Source organism: Roseateles agri, assembly GCF_034043675.1.
Classification (GTDB): Bacteria; Pseudomonadota; Gammaproteobacteria; order Burkholderiales; family Burkholderiaceae_C; genus KK5.
Genome location: NZ_JAXCLA010000010.1, coordinates 177,620 through 197,144, shown reverse-complemented (window position 1 = coordinate 197,144; position 19,525 = coordinate 177,620). Strand labels below are relative to the sequence as shown.

The 19,525-nt window shown below is 69.3% G+C and carries 18 protein-coding genes; 14 read left to right on the top strand and 4 right to left on the bottom strand.

Annotated features, from left to right (window positions below):
* Nucleotides 1-4: 4 nt before the first annotated feature.
* From motA to vapC, 6 genes are all read left to right on the top strand, one after another.
* Nucleotides 5-862 (top strand): flagellar motor stator protein MotA, encoded by an 858-nt coding sequence (motA, locus tag SNE35_RS28085; RefSeq protein WP_320426364.1) that lies wholly within the window; start codon nucleotides 5-7, stop codon nucleotides 860-862.
* Between the two features lie 22 nt (nucleotides 863-884).
* Complete coding sequence (motB, locus tag SNE35_RS28080; protein WP_320426363.1) at nucleotides 885-1,829, top strand: flagellar motor protein MotB; 945 nt, start codon at nucleotides 885-887, stop codon at nucleotides 1,827-1,829.
* 43 nt (nucleotides 1,830-1,872) lie between these two features.
* On the top strand, nucleotides 1,873-2,265 hold the full coding sequence (gene cheY, locus SNE35_RS28075; RefSeq protein WP_320426362.1) for a chemotaxis response regulator CheY: 393 nt from the start codon (nucleotides 1,873-1,875) through the stop codon (nucleotides 2,263-2,265).
* 13 nt (nucleotides 2,266-2,278) lie between these two features.
* Nucleotides 2,279-2,917: a protein phosphatase CheZ gene (locus SNE35_RS28070; RefSeq protein ID WP_320426361.1), complete on the top strand. Its 639-nt coding sequence runs from the start codon at nucleotides 2,279-2,281 to the stop codon at nucleotides 2,915-2,917.
* A gap of 134 nt (nucleotides 2,918-3,051) precedes the next feature.
* Nucleotides 3,052-3,285 carry a type II toxin-antitoxin system VapB family antitoxin gene (vapB, locus tag SNE35_RS28065; protein WP_320426360.1) on the top strand — a complete coding sequence of 78 codons (234 nt, stop codon included), beginning with the start codon at nucleotides 3,052-3,054 and terminating at the stop codon, nucleotides 3,283-3,285.
* Nucleotides 3,285-3,695: a type II toxin-antitoxin system tRNA(fMet)-specific endonuclease VapC gene (gene vapC / locus SNE35_RS28060; RefSeq protein WP_320426359.1), complete on the top strand. Its 411-nt coding sequence runs from the start codon at nucleotides 3,285-3,287 to the stop codon at nucleotides 3,693-3,695. The genes vapB and vapC overlap by 1 nt, the downstream gene beginning before the upstream one ends.
* Before the next feature lie 9 nt (nucleotides 3,696-3,704).
* On the opposite strand, the gene SNE35_RS28055 is transcribed toward vapC, so the two are convergent.
* Genes SNE35_RS28055 through SNE35_RS28045 form a run of 3 tightly spaced genes read right to left on the bottom strand, consistent with a single transcriptional unit; the run spans nucleotide 3,705 to nucleotide 9,355 of the window.
* Complete coding sequence (locus SNE35_RS28055) at nucleotides 3,705-5,099, bottom strand: DUF3999 family protein (RefSeq protein ID WP_320426358.1); 1,395 nt, start codon at nucleotides 5,097-5,099, stop codon at nucleotides 3,705-3,707.
* Complete coding sequence (locus tag SNE35_RS28050; protein WP_320426357.1) at nucleotides 5,096-7,849, bottom strand: DUF2339 domain-containing protein; 2,754 nt, start codon at nucleotides 7,847-7,849, stop codon at nucleotides 5,096-5,098. The genes SNE35_RS28055 and SNE35_RS28050 overlap by 4 nt, the downstream gene beginning before the upstream one ends.
* 54 nt (nucleotides 7,850-7,903) lie before the next feature.
* Nucleotides 7,904-9,355: a vWA domain-containing protein gene (locus SNE35_RS28045; protein WP_320426356.1), complete on the bottom strand. Its 1,452-nt coding sequence runs from the start codon at nucleotides 9,353-9,355 to the stop codon at nucleotides 7,904-7,906.
* Between the two features lie 120 nt (nucleotides 9,356-9,475).
* On the opposite strand from SNE35_RS28045, the gene SNE35_RS28040 reads away from it, so the two are divergent.
* The 7 genes from SNE35_RS28040 to SNE35_RS28010 all read left to right on the top strand — a co-directional run bounded on the left by SNE35_RS28040 (nucleotide 9,476) and on the right by SNE35_RS28010 (nucleotide 17,698).
* Complete coding sequence (locus SNE35_RS28040; protein ID WP_320426355.1) at nucleotides 9,476-10,102, top strand: sigma-70 family RNA polymerase sigma factor; 627 nt, start codon at nucleotides 9,476-9,478, stop codon at nucleotides 10,100-10,102.
* Complete coding sequence (locus SNE35_RS28035) at nucleotides 10,099-10,926, top strand: hypothetical protein (protein WP_320426354.1); 828 nt, start codon at nucleotides 10,099-10,101, stop codon at nucleotides 10,924-10,926. The genes SNE35_RS28040 and SNE35_RS28035 overlap by 4 nt, the downstream gene beginning before the upstream one ends.
* 117 nt (nucleotides 10,927-11,043) lie before the next feature.
* On the top strand, nucleotides 11,044-12,246 hold the full coding sequence (gene flhB, locus SNE35_RS28030; RefSeq protein ID WP_320426353.1) for a flagellar biosynthesis protein FlhB: 1,203 nt from the start codon (nucleotides 11,044-11,046) through the stop codon (nucleotides 12,244-12,246).
* Nucleotides 12,243-14,336: a flagellar biosynthesis protein FlhA gene (flhA, locus tag SNE35_RS28025; RefSeq protein ID WP_320426352.1), complete on the top strand. Its 2,094-nt coding sequence runs from the start codon at nucleotides 12,243-12,245 to the stop codon at nucleotides 14,334-14,336. Before flhB ends, flhA begins: the two co-directional genes overlap by 4 nt.
* Complete coding sequence (gene flhF, locus SNE35_RS28020) at nucleotides 14,333-16,087, top strand: flagellar biosynthesis GTPase FlhF (RefSeq protein WP_320426351.1); 1,755 nt, start codon at nucleotides 14,333-14,335, stop codon at nucleotides 16,085-16,087. Before flhA ends, flhF begins: the two co-directional genes overlap by 4 nt.
* Before the next feature lie 43 nt (nucleotides 16,088-16,130).
* Nucleotides 16,131-16,946: a MinD/ParA family ATP-binding protein gene (locus SNE35_RS28015; protein ID WP_320426350.1), complete on the top strand. Its 816-nt coding sequence runs from the start codon at nucleotides 16,131-16,133 to the stop codon at nucleotides 16,944-16,946.
* A gap of 38 nt (nucleotides 16,947-16,984) precedes the next feature.
* The gene (locus SNE35_RS28010) at nucleotides 16,985-17,698 is read left to right on the top strand and encodes an RNA polymerase sigma factor FliA (protein WP_320426349.1); all 714 of its coding nucleotides are present in this window, start codon (nucleotides 16,985-16,987) and stop codon (nucleotides 17,696-17,698) included.
* Between the two features lie 30 nt (nucleotides 17,699-17,728).
* Here SNE35_RS28010 and SNE35_RS28005 read toward each other — a convergent pair whose 3' ends face one another.
* Complete coding sequence (locus SNE35_RS28005; protein ID WP_320426348.1) at nucleotides 17,729-18,658, bottom strand: LysR family transcriptional regulator; 930 nt, start codon at nucleotides 18,656-18,658, stop codon at nucleotides 17,729-17,731.
* Nucleotides 18,659-18,777: 119 nt separating this feature from the next.
* On the opposite strand from SNE35_RS28005, the gene SNE35_RS28000 reads away from it, so the two are divergent.
* Nucleotides 18,778-19,521 carry an SDR family oxidoreductase gene (locus SNE35_RS28000; protein ID WP_320426347.1) on the top strand — a complete coding sequence of 248 codons (744 nt, stop codon included), beginning with the start codon at nucleotides 18,778-18,780 and terminating at the stop codon, nucleotides 19,519-19,521.
* The last annotated feature ends 4 nt before the right edge of the window (nucleotides 19,522-19,525 follow it).

The following is a 19,525-nucleotide window of genomic DNA, read 5'->3' as shown; positions in this document are numbered from 1 at the left end:
CAATATGTTCGTCATCATCGGCTGGCTCATCTGCCTGGGCTGCGTCTTCGGCGTGTTCATCGCGCACGGCGGCAATATGGAGGTCATCCTCCATGCGCTGCCGTTCGAGATGATCACCATCTTCGGCGCGGCCATCGGCGCCTTCCTGGCGAACAACCAGATGAAGGTGATCAAGAGAACTGCCGCGGGCCTGGGCCAGTGCTTCAAGGGCAGCAAGTTCAGCAAGGCCCGCTACATGGAACTGCTGGCGCTGCTCTACGACATCCTGCAGAAGGCTCGCAAGGAAGGCCTGATGTCGATCGAAAAGGACGTCGAGGATCCGCACGCCTCGCCGCTGTTCCAGAAGTACCCGACGGTCGGCAACGACCACCACGTCACCGAATTCATCACCGACTACCTGCGCATGATGGTCTCCGGCAACCTGAACGCGCACGAGATCGAGTCGCTGATGGACAGCGAGATCGACACCCACCATGCCGAGGAGCACGCGGCCGTGGCCGCGCTGCAGCGCCTGGCCGGCGGCCTGCCGGCCTTCGGCATTGTGGCCGCCGTGCTGGGCGTGGTGAACACGATGGGCTCGGTGGGCCAGCCGCCGGCGGTGCTGGGCGGCATGATCGGCTCGGCGCTGGTCGGTACCTTCCTGGGGATTCTGCTGGCCTATGCCTTCGCCGAGCCGCTGGCCGGCCTGCTGGAGCAGAAGGTCGAGGACGGCGGCAAGGAATTCCAGTGCATCAAGACCACGCTGCTGGCCAGCATGCAGGGCTATGCGCCGCAGGTGGCGATCGAATTCGGCCGCAAGGTGCTCTATTCAGGCGACCGGCCGACGTTCTCCGAGCTTGAGAGCCACGTCAAGAAGAAGTAAGGTGCCGTTGAGGTAGGCAGTCATGGCTGGCGATAGCAAAAAACTCCAACCGATCATCATCAAGCGCGTCAAGAAGGGCGGCCATGCCGCCCACGGCGGCGCGTGGAAGATCGCCTACGCGGACTTCGTGACCGCGATGATGGCCTTCTTCCTCTTGATGTGGCTGCTGGGTTCCACCACCGAGGGCGACCGCAAGGGCATCGCCGACTACTTCTCCAGCCCGCTGAAGGTGGCGATGTCCGGCGGCTCGGGCTCGGGTGATTCGTCCAGCCTGGTCAAGGGCGGCGGCACGGACCTGTCGCGCACCACAGGCCAGGTCAAGGCGGGCGACGTGGAGGCCAAGCGCCGCACGATCAATCTGCGCGCGCTGAAGGAAGAGCAGCGCCGCGCCGAACGCACGCGCCTGGAAGAGCTGAAGAAGAAGGTCGAGGACGTGCTGGCGAACAATCCGCGGCTGGCCTCGCTGGGTGGCCAGATCCGCCTGGACATGACCAAGGAAGGCCTGCGCATCCAGATCGTCGACGAGCAGGGCCGGCCGATGTTCGACAGCGGCAGCGCCGTCGTGAAGCCTTATATGCGCGACCTGCTTCGCGAACTGGGTGACGTGCTGCGCGAGGTGCCCAACCGCCTCACGCTGGAAGGCCACACCGACGCGCAGCCCTTCCCGGGCAACGGCCAGGGCTACACGAACTGGGAGCTTTCGGCCGACCGGGCCAATGCCTCGCGCCGCGAACTGATCGCCGGCGGGCTGCCGGAGCCGCGCATGCTGCGCGTGCAGGGCCTGGCGGCGAGCAAGCTGCTGGACGGCAAGGATCCCAATTCCCCGATCAACCGGCGCATCAGCATCATCGTGATGAACCGCGACGCGGAAGACGCGGTGCTGAAGAATTATTCGCCGGATGAGGATGATTCCACTAACGCCGAGTCTGAGCAGGCTGCGAAACCCGCCCAGGCTGCGTCACAATAACGCTGAGTTTGAGAGTTAGCCCTCGAAGAGAAAGCAAGAAGCCATGAGCACAGACATGAAATTCCTGGTCGTCGACGATTTCTCGACGATGCGCCGTATCGTGCGGGGCCTGCTGAAAGAAATCGGCTACGTGAATTGCGAAGAAGCGGAAGACGGCGTCGAGGCGCTGGCGATGCTCAAGGCCGGCAAGTTCGATTTCGTCGTCAGCGACATCAACATGCCCAACATGACCGGCTTCGAACTGCTGAAGGCGATCAAGGAAGACGCCGCGCTGAAGCACCTGCCGGTGCTGATGGTGACGGCCGAGGCGCGCAAGGAAGACATCGTGCTGGCCGCGCAAACCGGTGCGGCGGGCTACATCGTCAAGCCCTTCACCAAGGCCACGCTGGAAGAAAAGGTCCAGAAGATCATGCAGAAGCTCGCGGCTGCGGCCTGAGAAGGAACGCACCATGCAAGCCGAACAAGCTTTCGTCCAGTTGGGGGCGGCCAGCGAGCCACTGATGGTCTCGCCCGAGGTGTTCCAGCAACTGGGTTCCATCACCCGCGTGCTGCACGACACGATGCAGCAGCTCGGCGTGATGCCCAAGCTGCAGACGGCCACCGACGGCCTGCCCGATGCGCGCAGCCGCCTGACCTACATCGCCAACAAGACCGCCGATGCCGCCAACAAGGTGCTGAACTCGGTCGACCAGGCCAAGGCCGAGCACTCGCGAATCTCCGCCGCCACCAACGAGATGGCCAAGGCCATCATGGCCGACCCGGTCAAGGCGGTGGCCAGCGGCGCGGTGTTCAACTTCGTCAAGGACGTGGAGAAGTCCACCTCCTCGATCGACCAGCACCTGACCGACATCATGATGGCCCAGGACTTCCACGACCTGACCGGCCAGGTGGTCGCCAAGGTCGTGACCCTGGCCAACGACCTGGAAGACAGCCTCGTCAAGCTGCTGGTGTCCGTCGTGCCGCCGGAGCAGCGCGAAAAGGTCGACCCGAGCGTGCTGCAAGGCCCGGTCGTCAATCCGGAAGGCCGCACCGACGTGGTGTCCAACCAGGGCGAGGTTGACGATCTGCTGGCGAGCCTCGGCTTCTGAGGCCTCCCGCGCAAGATTGAATGAAAGACCCGCTTCGGCGGGTTTTGTTTTATCAGCGCCTTGACCATGACAAACATAACGCGCTTATGGTGGGATATACAATCGCCATATACGTTTGTCGCAAGGAGCTTGGCATGTCCATCGGAACTGTGTTCGTCAACAACCGTACCCAGGCGGTACGCCTCCCCTTGGATGTTCGCCTGCCCGAGGGTGTCCACAAGGTCGAAATCCGCGTCAGAGGCAACGAGCGCATCCTCGCCCCGCTAGGCCAGACCTGGGACAGCTTCTTTCTCGGTGGTCCCGGTGTCAGCGACGACTTTCTCCCTGAGCGCGCGGCTCAACACCAGTCGGAGCGGGAAGCGCTCTGATGCTGCGCTATTTGCTCGACACCAATATCGTCATCTACGTGTTGAAACGCCGCCCTGTTGAGGTGCTGGCGACCTTCAACGCTCACGCCAGTCGCATGGCCATCTCTGCCATCACCCTGGCTGAACTGATGCACGGTGCGGAGAAAAGCAGCCGCGTGAGCGAGAACCTGGCGGCTGTCGAAGACTTTTGCAGCCGCTTGGTCGTCTTGCCTTACGGCGCCAAGGCTGCCCAGCACTATGGTGCCATTCGCGCCAGCCTGGAAAAGCTTGGTCAACCCATCGGGGTGAATGATCTGCACATCGCAGGTCACGCACGCAGCGAGGGCTTGGTGCTGGTGACGAACAACATGGCGGAATTCGAGCGCGTGCCTGCGCTCGAATTGGAGAACTGGGTTCACCCGAGCAAGTAGCACTCTGCTTCAGGCCGGCGGCAGCGGCTTGATCTGCCGCAGCAGTCGCCAGCTCAGCACGCCGAGGCCGGCCACGGCCGCGACCAACACACCCCACAACAGCCAGCGCCGGTGCGCTTCCGGACCGGCGTCGCTCAGGCGCTGGCGCCAGTCCGGCTCGGGCCGCGGGGCCAGGGCGCCCAGCGTAGCGCGCGGCAGCGCCTGCTCGGCGCCGCTGCGGTAGGCGGGAATGAGGCTTTGCAGCGGCAGCACCGCGGCCGGCGCGCGCTCGCGGCCGACGGCCAGTTGCAGGGCGTCGCCGCGCGCGACGAACACCAGCACCGGCGCCTCCCACTGCAGCGTCACGTCCAGCGGCGCGCGCGCCGGCATGCCGTCGATCGGCACCAGCCGCCACCAGCGTGCCGGTGTGGTCTGCGGCGGTAGTTGCAGCGCCGCCGATTCGCTGTCGCGGCCGTCGTGCTGCAGGCGCCAGGCGACGAAGGTGGCGACCGGCCGCCAGGCCTCGCCATCGCGCTCGCGCTGCTCCAGGCGCAGGTTCAGCACGCTGTTGCGCTCGGGCAGGCGCAGCGCCAGCCGGCGTGGCGCGAGCGGCCCCTGCAGGTCGAGCTGCCAGGCCGCCGCGCTGCCATCCGGCGCAAAGCGTGCGGCGAGCGACTGCAGCGCCGGGCCCGCGCCGGCGCGCCGGATCTGCACGCGGCTGGCTTCCAGCTTCAGCGGCGTGCCGAAGCTCAGGCGCAGGTAGCGCGGCGCCGGGCCGGTGCTGCCGGGCCAGGCGATCGTGCGCAGGCCGGGTGCATCGGCGGCGCTCAGTTCCAGCAACTGCGAGGTGGTGGCGTACTGCCAATCCCGGCCGTCGGTGCTGGCCTCGACGCTGACGGTCGTGCTGAGGCCCTGCGGCTGGCGCGGCCAGTCGAGCTCGATGCTGTCGATCCGCTCGCCCTCGGCCAGTTGCAGCGCGCTGAGGTCGAGCAGCCAGCGTTCGGCGCCGTCGGTGGTGGGCGCCGCTCCCGGCTTGGCGCCGTCGATCACGCTGAGCACGGCGCCGTCGCGGCCCAGTTTCAGCTGCAGTGCCGAGGGCGATGACGCCGCCGACACTGATGGAGCGGGCCAGGCGAAGCGCGACACCGTCTGGTTGCGGCTGCTGTCGGCCACCGCCGGCGGCGGGGCCCAGGCCATCGGCAAGACCTGACCCTGGGCGTCGAACAGCCGGATGTCGGCGAGGCCGGCGCTACGCGAAGCCTGCAGCACCGGCCAGGGCAGTTCGAGGCTTTGCAGGCCCTCGCCACCGGGTGCCAGCATGAGCGGCGCTGCGGCGGCATAGGCGTGGAGATCGTCCGCAGCGGCGGCGACATGGCCGGGCAGGGCGAGTGCGAGCGCTAGGCTCAGCAGCAGATGGGCCTTCACGCGTTCTTCTCCTCTGCACCGCCCGGTGCGTTCGGTGCGGCCGGTGGGATGGGCGCCACGTAGCCGATCACCAGCATCAGCCCGCCCACGCCGAGGAAGGACACGATGCGCGTCAGGCTGCCCAGTTTGGACAGGTCCACCAGGAACAGCTTCAGCACCACCACGCCGAGCAACACCGCACCGGCCAACCAGAGCCGGCGCGCCAGCTCCGGCGCGGCCCGGCGGGTGGCGTAGAGCATGGTCACCAGCGCGCTGGCGGTCCACAGCACGCTCAGGCCGGTCTGGACCAGCGGCGCCTCGAGCGCGCCGTCCAGCCACATCGGCGTGCCGCTCCAGTGGTGCAGGGTGCGCACCAGCAGGCCGTTGAGCCACCAGAAAGCCAGCGCGGCCGCCGGCAGGCGCAGCGGCCGCGGCACGCCCAGCTTCAGCGCGTAGAGCAGCACCAGGCCGTGAGCGAGGTCCAGCGGGTTCAGCAGCGGCAGGTAGGGCAGCGGCGCCATGCCGGCGTCGCACCAGGCGTTGGCGAGCAGCACCCACAGCATCAGCAGGACCAGCCAGGGCTGCAGCAGCCAGCGCCGGTACAGCGCCAGATGGCCGACGCTGCGTTGCAGGATCGCCAGCGCCAGCAGTGTCGGCAGCACGATGGCGGCGGCTGGCGTCCAGCCCTCGTGGCGGGCGACGAAATGGGCGCCCAGCGTGTAGAGGAACACGCCGCCCTGCAGCATCGCGTACCAGGCCGGCAGCAGACGGTCGATCGCGCGCACGGCGGGCGGGTCGCTCTCCTGCACCTGGCGCAGCATCCAGCGGCCCAGGCCGATCAGCGCGAGCGCCTCGATGAGGCCCAGGCCGTGCGCGAAGCGGTGCCAGCCCGCATCGTCCAGCACCACGGCGGCGGACATCGCCAGCGCGCTCCAGGTGAACACCCGCGCGGGCCAGCGCAGCGTCGGCCAGCCCAGCGGGCGGCGGGCCGCCAGGCAGCCCAGCGCGAGCAGCAGGTGCAAGAGGCACAGCCGGGTGGTGTCGTCCAGCCGCTCCTGATTCCAGGCGTCCAGTTCGAGCACGCAGCCCCACCACAGTTGCAGCAGGCCCAGGCCCAGCATCAGCGCCTCCACCAGCGGCAGGGCCAGCAGGCGCGGCGTGCCTTCGCGGCTGGCGGCTGCCAGCAGCAGCCGGGCGCTGGCCAGCGCCGTGGCGGCAAGCAGCGCGGCGGCGAGGAAGCCGCTGTTGAAGAACAGGCGTGTGCCGGCCAGGCCTGGCGCGAAGCGGTCGCTGACGAGCCAGAAACTCGCCGTCGCGCCCACCTGCAGCAGCAGGCCCATGGCCACCGCCCACCAGCGCCGCTGCCGCAACGCGATCCACAGCACGCCCAGGCCCTGCAGGCCCCAGGCGGCGCTGGTCCAGCGTGCGTCCAGCGCCAGCGGCGTCACCAGCGCGAAGAACACCAGCCCCAGCGCCACCATGCCCTCCACGAGCAGCAGCATCTGCCGGCCCGCGCGCTTCCACAGCCACTGGCCCAGCAGCAGATAGATGCCGGACAGCCCGGCCGCGCTGAGCGCCAGCTCCAGCGGATCGTTGTGCAGCATCGCCGCCTGCAGGCCGAAGGCCACGATCGGCGTGCCGAACAGCAGGCTGCCGTCGACCAGCGGCAGCCGGTGCCCGCTCGCGGAGGCAGCCTGCACCAGACGCTGCGTGTACTGCACGGTGATGAACAGGTACAGCGCGAAGTGGGCGAGCAGGAAGGCCTCGGTGCTCCAGAACAGCTCCGGCGTGTAGGCCTTGAAGCCCCAGGCGGCGCCGATGCCGAAGGTGAACAGGAAGCCTTCGAGGTTGAGCAGCTTCCAGGCCTTGTGGCGGGCGATCAGCGCGATCGCCACGTTCAGCAGCAGGTAGTAGCTGAACAGGCCGACATGGCTGCCCTGGCCGGTGGAGGCGAGCACCGGCGCGAGGAAGGCGCCGCCGAAGCCCAGCGCCGCCAGCGGCAGCGCGTCCTGGCGCAGCGCCAGCACGGTGGTGATCGCCGCCATCGCGGCCAGCAGCGCGAAGGCCAGGCCGCCGGGCAGCAACTCGTAGAGCCGGTAGGCCGCGAACAGGGTCAGGTAGACGATGCCCAGGCCCGCGCCCTGCAGGCTCAGGCCGTAGCCGCGGCGCGCTGGCGTCAGGCGCAGGCCCAGCGCGGTCAGCGCCGCCCCGGCCAGTGCCACGCCGGCCAGGCGCAGCTCCAGCGGCACGCGGGTGTGCTCCGCCGCATAGCGCAGCAGGAAGGCCACGCCGATGAACAGGATCAGCACCGCCACCCGCACGATCGTGTTGCCGCCGCGGAACCAGGCCTGCAGCGAGGCGCCCAGCGAGCTGGTGACGGCGATGGCTCGCTCGTCGAAGCCCGTCTCCGGCCGGGGGCGGGGCTGCGCCGGGGCCGGCGCAGGCTCATGCAAGGGCAGCGGGATGGTGTCCGGCTGATCGTCCCGATCGTCCCTCGGCGCCTCGAACGGAGGCGGCTCGGGCACCGGCACGGGCGGCTCGAAAGCGGCGATCGGCACGGGCTCGACCGCCGCGACCGGCACTGCCGCCACCGGCTGCGCCAGCCGCTGCTTCAGCGCCGCCAGCTCCTTGCTCATCAGCTCCAGGCGCTGCCGCTGGTGCATCACCACCCCGGCGATGACGCCCAGCACCAGCGCGTGCCCGAAGCCCCCGAAGGCCGCGCCCAGCAAGCCGGCCGCCACGAGGCCGACGATCAGACCGATCCAATGCATGCGCCAGCTCCCCGCGTGGTTGTTTGCGCGGGATTCTAGAGACCGTGTTTCTGATTATTTCCCGAGGGCCGCCAATTCCTGCGACACCAGCCGCACGACCAGCTTGTCCAGCGTCTCCACCGAGTAGTTCTGCACCTCGTGCACCGTCTCGCGTCCCGGGCCGCTTGAGGGGTTGTGCGCGTCGGCATAGGTCAGGAAGACGAAGCGGCCGCCGGTGTACTGGGCGATCTGGCGCTGTATGTACTCGCCCTGGCGGTCCAGGCCGCTGGCGCCGACGCTGAACAGCTTGATGCCCTTGCCCAGCGCCGACATCATGCTCTGGTCGTACTGCGTGCCGCCGTAGTCCAGGTGCGGCGGCGCATCGGCCAGCAGCACGACCAGGCGCGTCGCGCCGTCGCCGCGCCAGCTGATGTTGTCCACGGTGTCGGCCAGCGCCTCGTTCATCGCCTCGGGGTAGTCGCCGCCGCCGTTGGCCTGCAGCCGGTCCAGCGCGCGCTGGAAGCCGGGCAGGTCGCGGCTCAGGTCGTTGGCCTTGATCAGAAATTCGTCGCCGCGGTCGCGGTAGGCGACCAGGCCCAGGCACAGGTCCGGGCGGCTCGGCAGCGCGGCGATCTCGCGCACCATCGCCTGCATGCTGCGGCGCAGCTTGTCGATCTCGTCGCCCATCGAGCCGGTGGCGTCGACGAGGAAGACCAGGTCCAGCCGCGCCGGCGAGCGCTGCGGCGTCACGTCCAGCCGCAGCTCGACGGCACTCTTCTGGCCGCGCTCCAGCGTGGTCGTCGCCTCGCGGCCCTGGCGGCGGGCCGTCACGCTGTAGCGCTCCGCATGGGCCGGGTCGAAGGCATCGGGATGCAGCCAGGCATGGCCGGCGGTGTCGGTGCGGGCCCACATGGCGGCGCCGGCAGCGGAGCGCACGGCCACCTCGGCGTCCGGCACGCCGCGGCCGGCGGCATCCTTCACTTCCAGCAGATAGCGTTCGCGCACGTCGCGCTCACGGTGCGGCAACTGGGCGTGGCGCTCGCGGAAGGCGAGGTACTCCGAGAAATCCGCGTTGTCGTCGACGACGCCGGCGGTGACCGCGGGCTCATCGGCGATCTGGCGAATCTTGCGATCCAGCGGCAGACGCGGCTGTACCGGAGCGGGCTCGGTGGCGGGGACCGGGGATGGGGCGGTCGCGAAGGAACTCAGCGGTGCCGCAGCCTCGGCTCGGGCGCTCTTTGCGGTGTCGGCCAGCGGCGTCAGTCGACCTTCCTCACCTCCGTCCGGCCTCACCCGGCGCGGACGCGGCTCGTCCTGCCCCCGATAGCCGGGTGCGGGAACGATGCGCTCGGTCACCGGCCGGTCGCAGCTCGCCGCGCTCGGTGCCCGGAACTGCGGTCGCGACGGTGTGGCCGGAGTCTGCGGCTGCGGTTCGGGCCAGAGCACCGTGGCCCGGGCGGGCAGGACCAGCGGCAGGCAGAGCAGGGCGGCGATGGCGCGGCGGTTGAGCGGCAGGGCGGCAGTCATGGCGGAATCCGTTTCGAGTGAATGACATGGGCTCTACGGCCGGTCCGCGGCGATGGGGTTAAAAAGTTTTCGACCCCGTTTGATCCCGCTGGCCGTATCCATCCTGGTGACAATGCACCGATGCCTCTCACCGACGAGATGAACGACGACGAGCTGATGCTGGCCTTCACCCGCGGCGATGCTGCCGCCTTCGAGCGACTGTATGCCCGCCATGAGGCGCCGCTGTACCGCTTCCTGCGCCGGCTGCTGGGCGGCGCGATGGCGGCGCAGGTGGACGAGGTGTTCCAGGAAACCTGGCTGCGCGTGATCGCGGCGCGGGACAGCTTCGTGGCCGGCGCGGGCGAACTGCGCTGGCGCGCCTGGGCCTTCACGATCGCCCACAACGCGGCGATGGATCGGCTGCGCGTCGGCGGCCGGGAACTGAGCGTGGACGGGGGCAGTGACGACGAGGACAGCGGCGACACGCTCGACTGGCTGCAGGCCCAGATCGGCCGCAGCCACCCGTCCGCCGAGGACGAAGCCTTCTGGCGCGCCGCCGGCCGGCAGATGCTGCAGTGCCTGGACGAGCTGCCGCACGAGCAGCGGGCCGCCTTCTTGCTCCACTACGAGGACGAGGACACGGTCGAAGGCCTGGCGCAGCGCCTGGGCCTGGCTTTCGAGACGGCCAAGAGCCGGCTGCGCTATGCGCTGCAGAAGCTGCGCCGCTGCATGCGGCGCTACCTGGTGGAAATGGAGGCGGGCGCATGAGTCAAGAGGAATGGCGCGACGCCCGCCTGAAGAAGGCGCTGGACAGTGCACCGGACGTCGACGCGCGGCCGGCGGAGGCCGTGCGCGAGGCGATCCTGCACAAGGCGCGGCTGACGGCCGCCGCGGCGGCGCAGCCTGCGGTACAGCGCGCGCCGAGGGTGTGGCGCTGGCTGGGCTCGCTGGCGGCGGTGGGCGCACTGGCCGTGGTGCTGATCGGCGGGCGGCAGATGTTCCTGACGAAGCCCAGCCTCGAGGAGGCCGCGCCGCAGGTCGCCACGGCCCCCGCGCCGGTGGAATCGGCCAAGGTTGCCGAGGCCGTTGTCTCCCCGCCGGTCGTCGTCGCCGATGCATCGCCGCCCCCGAGCCGAAAGGCGGCTGTGCAGGCGAAGAAGCCAGTCGTGGTGGCAGCCGCACCGCCCCCGCCGGCCATCGTGGCCGAGGCGACGGCTCCGCCGCCGGCCGCAGCCGCCGCCCCGGCGGCCCCTGCCGTGGCGGCAGATGCCGCCTGGACTGTGGTGCGTATCGCCACCGCCGACGGCCCGGTGCTGCTGCGCCGCGAGCAACTGTCCAGCGAAGCCGCCGGCCGGCTGAACCGACTGCTGGCCCAGGCCGAGACGGGCCAGTTGCGCACGCAACTGGCCGATGAGCGCCAGGCCAACAGCGCGGCGCGCGCGCTCGCACGCGCGCCGGCTTCGCCGGGGCTGCTGCATATCGAGCTGCTGCGCGGCGACCAGCCTCTCGGCAGCCTCGTCCTGTCCCCGGGCGACCCGCTGCGCCAGGAGATCGAAACCGCCGCCGCGGCCAAACCCGCCAGCGCTCCGTAGCCATAGCCGGCGAATTCGCCGGCTTTTCGCCTCCTCATCCGGCTAAAGATTTCCCCGCTGCCCGGAACAATGCTCGGACGGGTCTCCGTACCCGCCGAACTTGACCGTTAGCAGCAAATGGCCGACTCCGCACAGGACAGAAACTTACCGGCCTCAGCCAAGAAGATCCAGCGATCTCGGGCTGAGGGCCAGGTGCCGCGCTCCCGCGACCTCCAGCATTTCGCGATGATGGTGGGTGGCGGTGCGGCGCTGGCCGTGGGCGGCGCCTGGCTGGCCGATGCGCTGCAGAAGATGCTGTCGCAGGCGCTGCGCTTCGACGCCTACACGGTCTCGCACACCGGCCTGATGGGTGAGCGCCTGAGCCAGCTGACCGGCACCTTCCTGATGCTGATGCTGCCCGTCTGCGGGCTGCTGTTCGCCGCCGGCATCGCCGGCGCGGTCGCCTCGGGCGGCTGGAACTGGACGATGAAGCCGCTGATGCCGCGCTTCGACCGGCTGAACCCGCTCACCGGCCTGGGCAACCTGGTCAGCGGCCAGGGCCTGGGCCAGGCGCTCAAGGCGGTGGCCTTGGCGCTCGTGCTGGGCATCGTCGGCGCGCTGGTGCTGAAGGACCGGATAGCGGCCTACGTGGGCATCATGTCGGTGCCGCTGCCGGCGGCGCTGGCCTATGCCTGCCAGCAACTGATCGGCGGCCTGGCGCTGCTGGGCATCGCGCTGGCGGCCTTCGCCGCGGTGGACGTGCCGCTGCAGCGCACCTTGCACCTGCGCCGCCTGCGCATGACCCGCGAGGAAGCCAAGCAGGAACTGAAGGAGCTGGAAGGCAACCAGCAGATCAAGCAGCGCATCCGCGCCAAGATGCGCGAGCTGGCCAAGCGTCGCATGCTGGCCGCCGTGCCCAGTGCCGACCTGGTCGTGATGAACCCGACCCACTATGCGGTGGCGCTGAGGTACGAGGAAGGCAAGATGGCCGCGCCCAAGGTCGTCGCCAAGGGCGCCGACCTGCTGGCCATGCGCATCCGCGATCTGGCAAAGGAATCGAAGGTGCCGGTGCTGCAGTCGCCCATCCTCGCCCGCGCGCTGTACGCGCATGCCGAGGTGGACCGCGAAATCCCCGCGGCGCTGTTCGGTGCCGTGGCGCAGGTGCTGGCCTACGTCTACCAGCTGCGCGCCGCGATGTCCGGCCGCGGCCAGGCGCCGCAGGCGGTGCCGCAGCCGCACATCCCGCCGGAGCTGGATCCGCACAACAAGCCGGGCTTCGCCGCAGCCGAGGCCGAAGAAGACTTCCTGGACGGCCTGCAACAAGAGGGTGACGAACAATGAATCCCGTGATCGCCCGCCTCCAGACGCTGCTGGGCCCGCGCGCCGGCGTCATCTCCGCCCTCGGCGCGCCGGTGGCCGTGCTGCTGGTGCTGTCGATGATGGTGCTGCCGCTGCCGCCCTTCGCGCTGGACCTGTTGTTCACCTTCAACATCGCGATGGCGGTGATGGTGATGATGGTGGCCGCGCACATGGTCCGGCCGCTGGACTTCGCCGCCTTCCCGACCGTGCTGCTGCTGACGACGCTGATGCGCCTGTCGCTGAACGTGGCCTCCACCCGCGTGGTGCTGCTGGAGGGCCACACGGGCTCCGGCGCGGCGGGCCGCGTGATCGAGTCCTTCGGCCACTTCCTGATCGGCGGCAACTTCGCGGTCGGCCTGATCGTGTTCGCGATCCTGGTGGTCATCAACTTCATCGTCGTCACCAAGGGCGCGGAGCGGATCGCCGAGGTCGGTGCGCGCTTCACGCTGGATGCGATGCCCGGCAAGCAGATGGCGGTGGACGCCGACCTGAACGCCGGCCTGATCAACGAGGCCGAGGCCAAGCGCCGCCGCGCCGAGCTGGGCGACGAGGCGGATTTCTTCGGCTCGATGGACGGTGCCAGCAAGTTCGTCCGTGGCGACGCGGTGGCCGGCATGCTGATCCTGGTGATCAACATCGTCGGCGGCTTCATCATCGGCGTGGCGCAGCACGGCCTGTCGGCCTCGCAAGCGGCGGATTCGTACATCCTGCTGGCCGTGGGCGATGCGCTGGTGGCCCAGGTGCCGGCGCTGCTGATCTCGGTGGCGGCGGCGATGGTGGTGTCGCGCGTCGGCACGGACAAGGACGTCGGCAGCCAGATCGGCACGCAGGTCTTCGGCTCGGCCAAGTCGCTGGCGATCACCGCCGGCGTGATCGGCGCGCTGGGCGTCATCCCGGGCATGCCGCACATCGTCTTCCTGCTGATCGCCGGGGGCATGGGCTGGCTGGCCTGGTGGCTGCGCACCAAGCAGCAGGCCGCGGCCGCCAAGGCCAAGCTGCCGCCAGTGCCGACGGCGGGCCCGGAAGCCAACGCCGAGGCCACCTGGAACGACCTGGTGCCGGTGGATGTGCTGGGCCTGGAGGTCGGCTACCGGCTTATCACGCTGGTCAACAAGAACCGTGAGGGCGACCTGCTGAGTCGCATCAAGGGCGTGCGGCGCAAGTTCGCGCAGGAGGTCGGTTTCCTGCCGCCGGCCGTGCACATCCGCGACAACCTGGAGCTGCGGCCCAGCCAGTACCGCTTCTCGCTGCGCGGCGCGGTGATCGGCGAGGCCGAGGCCTTCCCGGGCATGTGGCTTGCCATCAATCCAGGCCACGCCACGCAGAAGTTGATCGGTACGCAGACCACCGATCCGGCCTTCGGCCTGCCCGCCACCTGGATCGAGGAGCGCCAGAAGGAGATGGCTCAAATGGCCGGCTTTACGGTCGTTGATTGCTCGACCGTGGTCGCCACGCATCTTTCACACTTGATGCAAGTGCACGCGGCGAAGTTGTTGGGCCGCGTGGAAACCCAGGCGCTCGTGGATCACCTGACGAAGCAGGCGCCACAACTGATCGAAGACGTGATTCCCAAGATGATCGGCATCGCCGTACTGCAAAAAGTCCTCCAGCTGCTGCTGGAAGAGGGCGTGCACATCCGCGACATGCGCTCGATCGTCGAATGCATCGCCGAACACGCCGCCACGGTGACGGACCCGGCCGAACTGGCCCGCCGCATCCGCATCCAGCTGGCGCCGGCCATCGTCCAGCAGATCTACGGTCCGGTGAAGGAGCTGGACGTGATCGCGCTGGAACCCGAACTCGAACGCCTGGTCACCCAGGCCCTGAACTCGCCGCACGGCGCCGCGCTGGACCCCGGCGTGGCCGATGCGCTGACCCGCAACGCCGCGCAGACTGCCCAGTCGCAGGAAGACCGCGGCATCCCCGCCGCGCTGCTGGTGCCGGACCTGATCCGCGCGCCGATGGCCCGGCTGCTGCGCCGCGCCGCGCCGCGCCTGAAGGTGCTGGGCCACAGCGAGATTCCTGAAACCCATTCCATCCGCATCGGTTCCATCATCGGGAGCACGGCATGAACGTCAAGCGCTTTACGGCTCGCACCTCCCGCGAGGCACTGAACCTGGTCAAGCAGACCTTCGGCGACGAAGCCGTCGTGCTGTCGAACAAGCCTTGCCCCGAAGGGGTCGAGGTGCTGGCGATGGCCTCCGGCGGCATGGGCCAGATCGAGAGCATGGCCAGCCGCGCGCCGCGCGTGGCCGCCCCGTCCGTGGCTCCGCGGGCACCGAGCCGCGTGCAGGCCCGGCCGGCCGGGATGCCGCAGCAGCCGTCCACCGGCGGCCGCGCCCCGTTTTCCGAACGCGTCGGCCGCCAGGAGCCGAGCTTCGGCCTGCAGGATCCGATGAACACGGCGGACGTCGGTGCTGACGTCCAGGCCCTGGCGATGAGCACGCTGTCTTTCCAGGACTACGTGCGCGACCGCGTGCTGAAGCGCCGCCAGGCCGAGCTGAATGCCCCGGCCGCGCAGCATGTGGAGCCGACGATGGAACCGATGGCGCCGATGCCGTCCCCGGCACCCGATGCCGCCACCGTCGCCTCGCTGCAGACCGCGCGCAAGCAGCGCGCCAGCGCCGCGCTGCAGGCCATGCAGCCGCGCCGCCCGGCGCCGGCCGCCCGACCGGAACCGATGCCCGCGGCCGCGCCGCGCCGCGCGCTGCCCCCGGTGCTGCGCGACGAGATCCGCATGCCCGTGGCGCAGCCTCAGCTCGCGCCGACGACGATGCGCGAGGCCGTCGCCGCGCGCGCTGCCGTCGAACCCGAGCCGTCGTCGGAAACCTCGTTCCGCGGCCGCCGCGACCAGCAGGACATGATGAACGAGTTGCGCCAGATGAAGGGCCTGATCGAGGAGCGCTTCGGCGCGCTGGCCTTCATGGAAAAGCTCCAGCGCCAGCCGGTGCAGGCGCGCCTGATCCAGAAGCTGCTGGAAGTCGGCTTCTCGCCCGCGCTGACCCGCAAGCTGGTGGAAGGCTGCCCGGCCGCCTTCGATTCGGCCGAGGTGCCGGACGAGAACGCCTGGGCCTCCATCGTGCTGTCGCGCAATCTGATCACCGACGAGAAGAACCCGCCGCTGGAAGAGCAGGGCGGCGTGTTCGCGATGATCGGCTCCACCGGCGTCGGCAAGACCACGTCGACGGCCAAGCTCGCCGCCGCCTTCGCCACCCGCTACGGCGCGTCCAACCTGGGCCTGATCACGCTGGACGCCTACCGCGTCGGCGCCCACGAGCAGCTGCGTGCCTATGGCCGCATCCTCGGCGTGCCGGTGCACACGGCGCATGACCGCGCTTCGCTGGAAGACCTGCTGGACCTGCTGGCGAACAAGAAGATGGTGCTGGTCGATACCGCCGGCATGGCCCAGCGCGACACCCGCTGCGCCGAGCTGCTGGACATGCTGAAGCACCCCAGCATCCGCAAGCTGCTGGTCGTCAACGCGGCGCAGCAGGGCGAGACGATCGAGGACGTCGTCAACGCCTGGCGCGCGGCCGAGTGCCACGGCGTTGTGCTCTCCAAGATCGACGAGGCCGTCAAGCTGGCCCCGGCGCTGGACACGATGATCCGCCACCGCCTGAAGGTGCTGGCCATCGCCAACGGCCAGCGCGTGCCCGAAGACTGGCACCGCCTGACCGCCCCGGCGCTGGTGCAGCGCGCGATGCGCAGCGCAGCCGTCGGCGCCTGGCGGATGGACAGTGCGGACGTCAAGCTGATCTTTGCAGGCACGCCGGCTGCCCCGGATGCAGGCAGGGCCATGGGCATGGCCGCTGCGGCTTTCTGATTCAATCACTCGTATGCACACGGCAGTACCTCTCGATGATGCGATGAGTGCACAACAGCGTCCGCAGGATCAGGCGGACGGGCTGCGCCGGCTTTTCGCGGCCTCGCGCGTGCGCTTCATCCCGGTCGTCAGCAACCCTTATGTGCAGCGCGGCGAAGTGCTGCTGGAGGGGCTGTGCGCCGCCTTCGCGGAGCTGGGCCTGCACACGCTGGTCGTCGACGCCGGCGAGACCTCGCCGAAGCCGGCTGAGCTGTCGTCGGTGGACCTGGGCAACTGCGTCGAGCGCCTGTCGCGCGATGTCACCTACCTGGCCGCCCGCGGCCTGCCAATGCGCTACATCAATGCGCAGGGTTCGGCCGCGCAGTTCCTGGAGGCCGTGGCCGATGCCGCGCCCCATGCCGACGTGATCCTGCTGCATGCACCGTACACCGAGCTGGCGCGCGTCGTCGCGCTGCGCGAGCTGCGCCCGGTGCTGCTGGCCGACATCGACACGCAGAGCGTCACCCATGCTTACGCGGGCATGAAGTGGCTCGCCCAACGGGCCGGCCTGATGGTCTACAGTCTGCTGATGGCCTGTTCGCCGCAGCTGCGTCTGTCGGAACGCATCGCCCAGCAGATCAGTTCCTGCGGCGAAAGCTTCCTCGGTGCGGTGCTGCGCGACTGGGCCTGCATGGATCCGAGAATGCCCGTCAGCGCCCCCATCACCGCCGAGATGCGCCACATGGCGCGCGAGTTGCTGCAGGTCGCGCCGCCGGGTGCGGCGCTGCTGGCCGCCAAAGGCGATGCCGCGCCGCTGCGTCCAAGCTCGGGTCCGCGCGCGTCCGGCGCACAATTACTTTCCAATCCGGCCCTGCTGTGAGCCGGACATGAACCGATCGTTACGTTAGCCCCACGCCTATGTACACAGCCAAAGGCCAACTCGACAGCTCCTCGATGATCCGGCAGTACAGCCCGCTGGTGCGCCGACTTGCGCACCAGATGATCGCGAAGCTGCCGGCCAATGTCGAGATCGACGACCTGATCCAGGTCGGACTGATCGGCCTGACCGATGCGATGAGCCGTTTCGACAGCGCGCAGGGCGTGCAGTTCGAAACCTTCGCCACCCAGCGCATCCGCGGCGCCATGCTCGACGAGCTGCGCGGCGGTGACTGGATGAGCCGCGGCACGCGCCGCCAGCAGCGCGAGATCGAGGGTGCCGTCCACAAGGTCGAGCAGCGCCTGGGCCGCGCGCCCAGCGAGAGCGAGATCGCCGCCGAGATGGGCATGAGCCTGGACGAGTACCAGGACCTGCTCGGCAAGGTCCGCGGCACGCAGCTGATCTACCTGGAGGACATGTCCGGCGACGAGGGCGACGAGGACTTCCTCGACCGCCACGTGGCCGACAACGCCAACAACCCGATGGCGGTGCTGCAGGACCATCGCATGCGTGAGGCGCTGGTGCAGGCGATCAAGAACCTGCCCGAGCGCGAGCAGTACGTGATGAGCATGTACTACGAGCACGACATGAATCTCAAGGAGATCGCCGTCGTGCTGAAGGTGACCGAATCGCGCGTGTGCCAGCTGCACAGCCAGGCGATCGCCCGGCTGAGGGTGAAGCTGCGCGAGTGGTGATGCCGGCGGGCCAGCCCGCCCTCGTCGCGCTCAGCCCTGCTTGAAACGCGCCGCGTGCCCGCGGGTGCGGAATTCCTCGACCACGTGATCCACGAAGGCCCGAACCTTCGCCGGCAGCAGCTTGCGGCTGGTGTAGTAGATCGATAGCGGCAGGGCCTCCGCAAACCACTGCGGCAGCACGCGCACAAGGTCTCCGCGCTCCAGCAGCGGCAGCACGTGCGGCAGCGGCAGCATCGCGATGCCCATGCCGCTGGCCGCTGCGCGGGCGATGGCCTCCGGATCGTCCAGCACCATGACCGGACGCACGCTGGCCACCACCTCCTGGCCCGTCTTGTTCTTCATCGCCCAGGGCACCAGCCGACCCGTGCTCAGCGAGCGGCGCACCAGCCCGAGGTGGCGCGCCAGGTCCTGCGGCTGCGCCGGGGCCGGCTGCGCCTTCAGGTAGGCCGGCGAGGCCACCAGCACGATGCGCATGCGCGCCAGCTGGCGTGCGATCAGCCCGTCGGTCAGCTCGATGCCGCCGCCGATGGCCACATCGAAGCCTTCGGCGATCAGGTCGACCTGGCGGTTGTCGAAATACAGGTCGGGCAGCACGTCCGGATAGCGGCGCACGAACTCGTCCATCATCGGCACGAAGTACTCGCGGCCCACGGTGTGCGCCAGCGCGATCTTCAAGGTGCCGGCCGGCTTGCCTGCGCCTTGCCGCAACTCGGTCAGCGCATCGCCGATCTCGGTCCAGGGCAGCCGCACCTGGCCGTAGAGGCGCTCGCCATCGGTGGTCAGCGCCAGACGCCGCGTGCTGCGCTGGAACAGACGCACACCCAGCCGCGCCTCGAACTGGCCCACGCCCTTGCTCACCGCCGCGGGCGTGAGGCCCAGGCGCCTTGCGGCCGCCGAGAAGCTGCCTTCGTCGGCGGCCGCGACAAAGGCATCGAGATAGCTGCGAAGTTCGGAAAGCATGGAGTGAAGCTTAAACCAATGGTTGAAGCTGAACGCAAAGTTTCGTGACTACCCCGATCAAGCGCCGGTGCCCATACTGACTCCATCAACACACCACTTCCCACTGAAAGGAAATGATCATGAGCACCACACTGAACGGCAAGGTCGCCTTCATCCACGGCGGTTCGCGCGGCATCGGCGCCGCCACCGCGCGCCGCCTGGCCCGTGACGGCGCGAAGGTCGCCATCGGCTACGCTGCCTCGGCCGCCGCCGCTGAAGCGCTAGCCGCCGAAATCAAGGCCGCTGGCGGCGAGGCCGTCGCCATCAAGGCCGACGCCACCGACGCCGCTGCGCTGACCCTGGCGATCGACAGCGTCGCCGAACGCTTCGGCCGCCTGGACATCCTGGTGAACAGCGCCGGCGTGCTGGCCGTCGCGCCGCTGGACCAGTTCACGCTGGAAGACTTCGACCGCACCGTCGCCGTCAACGTGCGATCGGTGTTCGTCGCCTCGCAGGCCGCGGCCAAGCATATGAAGGACGGCGGCCGCATCATCAACATCGGCAGCACCAATGCCCAGCGCATGCCCTTCGCCGGCGGCGCCGCTTACGCGATGAGCAAGTCGGCCCTGGTCGGCCTGGTGAAGGGCATGGCGCGTGACCTGGGCCCGCGCGGCATCACGGTCAACAACGTGGCGCCCGGCCCGGTCGATACCGACATGAATCCGGAAGCCGGCGAATTCGGCGCCGCGCTGCACGATCTGATGGCGCTGCGCCGCCACGCCAAGGCCGACGAGATCGCCGGCATGGTGGCCTACCTGGCCGGCCCGGAAGCGGGCTTCGTCACCGGCGCCGACCTGCTGATCGACGGCGGCTTCGCGGCCTGAGATC